The 6,517-nt window shown below is 65.9% G+C and carries 8 protein-coding genes and 1 tRNA gene; 4 read left to right on the top strand and 5 right to left on the bottom strand.

Annotated elements, in window-relative coordinates:
• Positions 1 to 102: 102 nt before the first annotated feature.
• Positions 103 to 432, bottom strand: coding sequence for a hypothetical protein (locus ACWEVN_RS24030; RefSeq protein WP_452052754.1), 330 nt, complete (start codon positions 430 to 432; stop codon positions 103 to 105).
• Positions 433 to 540: 108 nt separating this feature from the next.
• On the opposite strand from ACWEVN_RS24030, the gene ACWEVN_RS24025 reads away from it, so the two are divergent.
• From ACWEVN_RS24025 to ACWEVN_RS24015, 3 genes are all read left to right on the top strand, one after another.
• Complete coding sequence (locus ACWEVN_RS24025) at positions 541 to 1,449, top strand: GntR family transcriptional regulator (RefSeq protein ID WP_452052753.1); 909 nt, start codon at positions 541 to 543, stop codon at positions 1,447 to 1,449.
• Positions 1,446 to 2,396: an NAD(P)-dependent oxidoreductase gene (locus ACWEVN_RS24020; protein WP_452052752.1), complete on the top strand. Its 951-nt coding sequence runs from the start codon at positions 1,446 to 1,448 to the stop codon at positions 2,394 to 2,396. The genes ACWEVN_RS24025 and ACWEVN_RS24020 overlap by 4 nt, the downstream gene beginning before the upstream one ends.
• A gap of 103 nt (positions 2,397 to 2,499) precedes the next feature.
• Positions 2,500 to 2,976, top strand: a complete 477-nt coding sequence (locus tag ACWEVN_RS24015; protein ID WP_452052751.1) for a hypothetical protein — start codon at positions 2,500 to 2,502, stop codon at positions 2,974 to 2,976.
• A 6-nt stretch (positions 2,977 to 2,982) separates the two neighbouring features.
• Here the strand turns inward: ACWEVN_RS24015 and ACWEVN_RS24010 are convergent, their stop codons facing one another.
• Positions 2,983 to 3,402: a helix-turn-helix domain-containing protein gene (locus ACWEVN_RS24010; RefSeq protein WP_452052750.1), complete on the bottom strand. Its 420-nt coding sequence runs from the start codon at positions 3,400 to 3,402 to the stop codon at positions 2,983 to 2,985.
• Between the two features lie 396 nt (positions 3,403 to 3,798).
• Here ACWEVN_RS24010 and ACWEVN_RS24005 point away from each other — a divergent pair.
• Positions 3,799 to 3,880: transfer RNA gene (locus tag ACWEVN_RS24005), tRNA-Leu, on the top strand.
• Between the two features lie 135 nt (positions 3,881 to 4,015).
• On the opposite strand, the gene ACWEVN_RS24000 is transcribed toward ACWEVN_RS24005, so the two are convergent.
• Genes ACWEVN_RS24000 through ACWEVN_RS23990 form a run of 3 tightly spaced genes read right to left on the bottom strand, consistent with a single transcriptional unit; the run spans position 4,016 to position 6,514 of the window.
• On the bottom strand, positions 4,016 to 4,822 hold the full coding sequence (locus ACWEVN_RS24000; protein ID WP_452052749.1) for an alpha/beta hydrolase: 807 nt from the start codon (positions 4,820 to 4,822) through the stop codon (positions 4,016 to 4,018).
• The gene (locus ACWEVN_RS23995) at positions 4,819 to 5,157 is read right to left on the bottom strand and encodes a DUF4387 domain-containing protein (protein WP_452052748.1); all 339 of its coding nucleotides are present in this window, start codon (positions 5,155 to 5,157) and stop codon (positions 4,819 to 4,821) included. The genes ACWEVN_RS24000 and ACWEVN_RS23995 overlap by 4 nt, the downstream gene beginning before the upstream one ends.
• Complete coding sequence (locus ACWEVN_RS23990; RefSeq protein WP_452052747.1) at positions 5,150 to 6,514, bottom strand: acyclic terpene utilization AtuA family protein; 1,365 nt, start codon at positions 6,512 to 6,514, stop codon at positions 5,150 to 5,152. Before ACWEVN_RS23990 ends, ACWEVN_RS23995 begins: the two co-directional genes overlap by 8 nt.
• Positions 6,515 to 6,517 lie beyond the last annotated feature (3 nt).

The raw sequence follows: 6,517 nt of genomic DNA, 5'->3' as shown, positions 1-6,517 counted from the left end.
GGTTGATCGGGAGACCCGACGCGGCGTGCGCGTTCTTGGCGGGATGAGCCGCCGTGTCGGGGCCAAATGCGGCGAGAGCGACGGGAAAGCCGAGACGGACGGTCATGCGGCCTCGCCCTTCGGTGCGGACGTAGCGGCGTCCAGGCGTACGGGCAGCACCCGCAGCGTGGCGCGGTCGGTCCGTCGGCGCGTCCGGTGGGCGCGCTGCGCGTCGGTGAACGTGTGGCGAGTACGCGTCTGCGCCACCGTCGACGCAGCAGCCAACTCCTGATCGACCTCAGCGATCAGCGCGTCAATCGCCGACTCGTTCAGGCCGTCCGGGCAGTGGCCCCGACCGGCGCCAACGCCGTCAACAGCGGTCTGGACGATTCGGCTGGTGATGTGTGCGGACTTCATGATGTTCCCTTCGAGGGGTGTGTTCTGGAACACCATGAACCTAACAGTTGGTTTTTTTGCCAGTCAACTGATTGACTCGAATGGAGTAGCGGGGACGCGCTGAACTGGGAGAACGCAGCCAGTCATCTGGTATGGTCTGACCCGTTGACCATCCAGATGGTTGGTCTCCACGGCGAACGAAGGAGCTACCTGATGTCTCGGCCGCGCTCTGGAGTCCGGCGGTCCGAACCGCTGCACCAGCAGGTTGCCCGCAACATTCGGAACGACATCGAGGCTGGCCGCCTTCGCGACGGTCAGCCGCTGCCGTCGACTCGCGAGCTCGCTAGCGAGTGGAACGTCAGCCCGTTCACAATCAACGAAGCGATGGACGTCCTGATCAAGGAGGGGCTCATCACCAGCAAGCCGCGCGCCGGCCGGGTCGTGAATGCGCCGCACGTGACCGCAGAGGCGCGCCCCAAGCTGAGCTCACCCCAAGTCCTGGTGGTCGGCGGCTACGCCGGCAGCGGCAAGACAGAACTTGGCCGCATCGTCGCCCGTGAAACCGGCTGGCCGATGCTCGACAAGGACACCCTGACCCGGCCCGTCGTCGAAGCAGCCCTGGAATTGCTCGGGCTCTCCCCCAACGACCGCGAGTCCGACTTGTACGTCAACAAGATCCGGCCACGCGAGTACGAGGCGCTGATCAGCGCCATGACAGAGAACGTCCAGTGCGGCAACAGCGCGATCGTGACCGCGCCGTTCGTCAAGGAGTTCTCCGACCCAGCATGGACCGAACGAATCCAGGCCACATGCGCGGCGATGGGCGCCAAGGTCTCGTTCGCCTGGGTTTTCTGCGACGCGGACACGATGCACACGTACGTCCGCCACCGCGGCGCCGCGCGCGATGCCAAGAAGCTCGCCAACTGGGACGACTACATCGCTGGTATCGACCTCGAGTTGCGACCACCCGCTCCCCATGTCGTCATCGACAACTCGGCATCCAGCAAGCCCCTCCAGGACCAGGCACGGAGCCTTGTCAGCTCCCTGCTGAGCAAGGACACAGAACAGCAGTGACAACTCGCATCCTCGTCAGCAACGAGACGGACGACCTGGTAGCCCATGGACTGTTCAACCAGCTCGACGCCGTTGAAGTGATCCCATACGACCCCACGACCACGAGCTTGGACGAGCAGCAGCGGCAAGCTGAGATCTTCGTGCCGCCCTACCGGGGTACCAACCGCCCTATGGCGCTGATGGGACAGATGCCCAACCTCCGGATGGTCCAACTCACGGCGGCCGGCACGGATGAGTGGGCCAACGAAGTCCCGGACGGCGTCGTCCTCGCTGGCTCCCGAGGGGCACACGCCGGGCCGGTCTCTGAATGGGTGCTGTCTGCCGCGCTGGCCCAGTACCGGCAATGGCCAGCACTAGTGCGGTTTCAAGACGAGCACACATGGGCCCACCGCAAGTTCGCCGCTGACACGCTCCACGGCAAGCGGGCCCTGATTGTCGGCGCGGGCAGCATTGGCTCAGCCGTCGCACGGCTGTTCGCAGCCTTCGGCACGGAGTCCACTCTCGTTGCAAGCACGAGCAGACGCGGAGTCCATGCAGCGCCTGAGGTCTCGGGCCTCATCGGAGGGCACCACATCGTGGTGATCACCGCTCCACTGAATGACAAGACCCGAAACTTGGTCAACAGCGACTTCCTTGCGGCCATGGATGACGGGGCACTGCTCATCAATGCCGGGCGCGGCAAGATCGTAGACACAGAGGCGCTAACGACTGAAGCGCAATCGGGGCGTTTGCGCGCCGCGCTTGACGTCACAGAGCCGGAGCCTCTTCCCCAAGACCACCCGTTGTGGTCTTGCCAGGGCGTCATCATCAGCCCACATTCCGCCCGCACAGTGCCAGGAACCAATGCACTCTGCTACGCCGTCGCCGTAGAGCAGGTCAAAGCCTTTCTCGCTGGTCAAATTCCCACGAATGCAGCCAGCGGAAAATTGATCTCAACCCAAATATGACGTTGTTTGAATCTGACAGTCAACCTCATGTGGCCACAAATCTTAGCTCGCCACACAGCGCGTCGTTCGACCTGTTCGGACTGCTGTCCAGTACTATTAGGGAGTGAACGCAAGGCAGAAACCCAGGAAGACGGCGGTACCGCGAACCGGCCCCAGCCCGGAAGACGTTCACGACGTCGTCTACTTCAAGCGTCACCGCGACGACGACGCAACCGAGTCAGCCCCAGGCCGCGACTTCCTGAATTCGACTTGCCCCGCCCCCGTTCGCGCGACGTTGAGAGCTGTGTTGGCAGACGTCGCCGCAGCGCCACCTATGCGCTTCTCTGGAGGCGGCTACTGGGAAGCAATGAAGGGTGACATGACGGGATGGTACGAAGCAAGGAAGGACGGCCGCCGCCGCCATCACTACCGCCTGTACTGCCTGCTCGACTACGAGGCCAAAGGCATGGACAAGCCGCTCTTAGTAGTGATTGACGGCCGCGACAAGCCTTTCCAAACTACGCTCTCACCAGCAGACTACGCTGAGATTCGAGCACTTGGCGAGGAGTACAAGAGCCGTAATCCTCGGTCGCTTGCCTGATTGAGCCTAGCTAGCGCACAGCTCCCGCGCAGAGCTTCGCTTCTCATGCATTGACTTAGCCAACTCCGCCGGATTGTCACTTACACCCCTGTGGAGGGGTTCCGTCACTTGAGCGATTTCCTCGGGCGGTAGCGGCTCAAGAGTGACGCGCATTCCAAGAGCTGCAGCCACCTCAGCCACGGTACCAATCGTAGGGTTCCGATGGCCGGCCGAAAGCAACCTGCGCACGACCGCAGGCTCAGCACTGATCGCCCGTGCCAAGTCAGCCTTTGACATGTCCAGCTCGTCGCGCGCCTTGTCCAGCTCGTTAACCAGACGGTTGATAGTCTCGATTCGAAGACTCTCAACCACGTAGGCTCGCAGAAACTCCGGGTCCTTCAGGTCTTCGGCCAGGTCGTCCCAGAAAGTCGTCGGTGCAGCACCCATGGACTGTCCTCCTCTTCCCGGCCAACTCTCACCGCTCTGGAGCCTGCTCAGACTCACTCGGTACAACGTAACATAGATGCTACGTCGGTTGCTCTCCGCATGCAAGCCATAGTTGCATGCAAGGCTCTGACCAGGTATAACGCGCGGCGTCCCGTTCCGGCAGTAGGCTCCGTCGGCGTAGACAAGACCTTGGGTCGGAGCCTACTGCCGGAACGGGACGCCCTGCGACCGACACGCCGAGTCACGTTACGAACTTACTGCACAGTCCTGCAAGCTCTGGCACGTCGCAACGGCGTGTCGGGGACTAGCGCCCGACAGCTCAGCACAGCGACACTGCTTCCGAACGACACTCTGGAGCATCCCTACCCCCCAGTCTCCCCCCAGCAGCGGTTGCATGCCCAGCCAAGCGCAGGTCTGAGGCAACTTCCACGATCCGTTCAAAACCCGTCCAGTGTGAGTTCGAATCTCACCGGGGGCACTGGCGATCACCTGGAGAAAACGGCCCCTGACCAGGCAGAACCTGGGCAGGGGCCGCTGTCGTTTGGCTGGCGGTGTCCGGAGCTTCCCGGCCGTCAGTCCGCCCAGTCGAGAGTCTTCTCATCCGTGAACTGGCTCATCCGGGCAGCAAGCCGGTGAAGAACCTGATGATCGGCGGTCGTGTTCCCGCGGCGCTGTGGCCTACTCCCGGGACCACGATCTGCTGGACCGCCGTGCCGTGCCGGGTCAGAGTTGCCGCCAGGCTGTCGAGTTGCTCCGGGCGGCTGTGGCCGTCATCGCCCATGGCGGCCAAGTCGGCTCGGCCGTCGTCGTCGCCTCCGATGACCAGGAGGACCGGGATCCGGGCGATCGCGGCCGGGTCCACGGGGATCCCGAACCGCTGCCGGGTGTCGGCGATGCCCTCCGGCCAAGCGAGTGAGTCGTCGAGCAGGGTCACGCCGCCCGGTGCGCCGACCGCGGCGGCGATTACTCGGTCCGGGTGGAGGTACAGGAAGCGGTGGGCGAACTGGCCGCCGCCGGAATGTCCGCACAGCAATACTTTTTCGACGCGCGCGTTCCAGCGGACCCGGACCTGCTCCAGGATGTCCAGCAGCACCACGTCGAACCTGATCCCGTGGGCGTCGATCAGCTTGTAGTCGTGCACGTCGTCGGGGTCGTCGATGCCGACCGGGAACAGCGGGGTCACGACGATGACCCGGTGCTGTTCGGCGAAGGGGATGAGCCCCTCCCGCAGTTCGCCGACGCTGCGGCCGGTGCCGTGCACGGCCACCAGGACGGGCAGCTCCGCCTCCGGCGTCCAGCTCGTCGGGATGTAGGCGCAGTAACTGCAGCGCGGCTCGTTCGGTGCCGCGAAGAACGGGGTGCGCTTGGTGAGCAGCCGGCGGCCGGGGTGCTCCGGCGGCAGGTCTTCGACGCGGATCACGGAGTGCGGTTTCCTCGGCCGGTCGGCACCAGCAGCCGCGCCAGGGGTACGTGGTGCTGGCCCGCGTGCATGTCCCGGTCCCGCACCGACCCCTGGCCCACCGGCCGCGGGAACGAGATCTTCACGACGTTCAGCGACGGGATCCGGAAGATCCGGATCGACCCTTCGTCCACCCGGTACAGCGCTGCGATCACGCGCTCGTTCAGGAACGTCTCGTCCGCCGCCACCCGGTAGCCGTCGGCGTCGCGCAGGAACAGCTCCATCGTCACCCAGAACGGGCCCGCGTTCTTCGACCGGACTTCGTGGGCCAGGTCCGCCAAAGTGGTGTCAGACACCGGTTTTCTCCTCGAACTCGAGCCGGAACAGGTCCAGGGGCGCGCAGTCGACCACGTGGTTGAGCACGAACTCGTACGCCGCCCCGCGCTCGACCTCGGCGGGGGACGACGGGAACGCGAAACTCGGCAGGTAGTCCATCGCCGGGGTCGGCAGGTGCAGCATCAGCGGGTTGGCGATCTTGGCCACCGCCGTCGCCGTCGGCTGGTCGGGGGCGTTGACCAGGAGCATCACGCCGACCTCGCGCGGTGGCCCGGTTTCGGGTTCGAGCTCGCCCAGCACCGCGTTGTGGCCGTACAGCCGGAGGTCGAACGCGTACTCGTCGCCGGCCAGGCCCAGTGTCCCGCTCACCCGCTGGGTGATCAGCGTGCGCATCAGCGCCGCCCACTCGTCGATGCCGGCCAGGACCAGGGGGTCGCGGATCGCCGAGAACGACATCGTCTCGTACCCGCTGATCCGGGCGCCCTCCAGCTTGATCGTGTACTGGTCGGCGACGTGGAACCGGGAGCCGGTGACGCGGACGGTGCGGTCGTCGACGGCCGTGTACACCGCGTCGCGGACGTCGAGCGTGCCGTCGGGTTCGCGCATCTCGAACGGGTCCGCTGTCTCGTACAGCATGTGCGCGGCCACCAGGATCGGGGTGCAGGCCGCCCCCGGGTCGAGGGGTTCGATGGTGAAGCCGTCGGCGTCGATGGTGGCCAGGACGCCGCCCGCGCGCGGGTTGTCGGTGCACTGGCCGCCGCACTCGACGATCTTGGCCGCGTGCCACGTCGGCCCGGCCGGCATGCCCATCATCAGCGGGTAGGCCGCCGCGACCGCCGTGTCGGTCGCGCGGCCGGCCAGGACGACCTGGGCACCCGCGCGCAGCGCCTCGACGATCGGCTCGTGCCCCATCGCGCCGACGATGTGCGTGCAGCTTTCGAGGGTTTCCGCGGCGAGCTCTCCCAAGGGCGGCAACGGGTGCACGCGACCCGCGTCGAGGTGTTCCTTCAGCGCGGCCGCGTCCTGCTCGCTGTAGATCTTCGCGACCTTGAGGTCCAGGCCCTCCTCCGCGAGCACCTCCGCGGCGATCCCGGCGACCCAGTCGACGCCGGTGTCGGTCCCGCTCGTCCCGCACGAGCCCACGATCACCGGGATGCCGGCGCCCGCGGCGGCGGTGAACAGGCTGCGCAGATCACGCGCCACGGCCTTGGCGGTCGTCTTGGCCGTCGCGGCCCCGAGGTAGTACGGACCCGAGTCCGTGGACCCGCCGTCGATGCTGATGACGTCGGCGCCCAGGGCGATGCCGCGCTCGACCGTCGCGTGGTCCCAGCCCGCCCCGAGCATGCCGCTCGGGGCCAGCACACGCACTTTCTCCATGTC

It is taken from the genome of Amycolatopsis sp. NPDC003861, assembly GCF_053605405.1.
This window is presented reverse-complemented; position numbering and strand designations above follow the sequence as displayed.

Bases quoted from the DNA above. Each gene is read 5' to 3' on its own strand.
- ACWEVN_RS23990 (WP_452052747.1), bottom strand. From the start codon at position 6,514: ATGGAGAAAGTGCGTGTGCTGGCCCCGAGCGGCATGCTCGGGGCGGGC.
- ACWEVN_RS24030 (WP_452052754.1), bottom strand. From the start codon at position 432: ATGGTGTTCCAGAACACACCCCTCGAAGGGAACATCATGAAGTCCGCA.
- ACWEVN_RS24010 (WP_452052750.1), bottom strand. From the start codon at position 3,402: ATGGGTGCTGCACCGACGACTTTCTGGGACGACCTGGCCGAAGACCTG.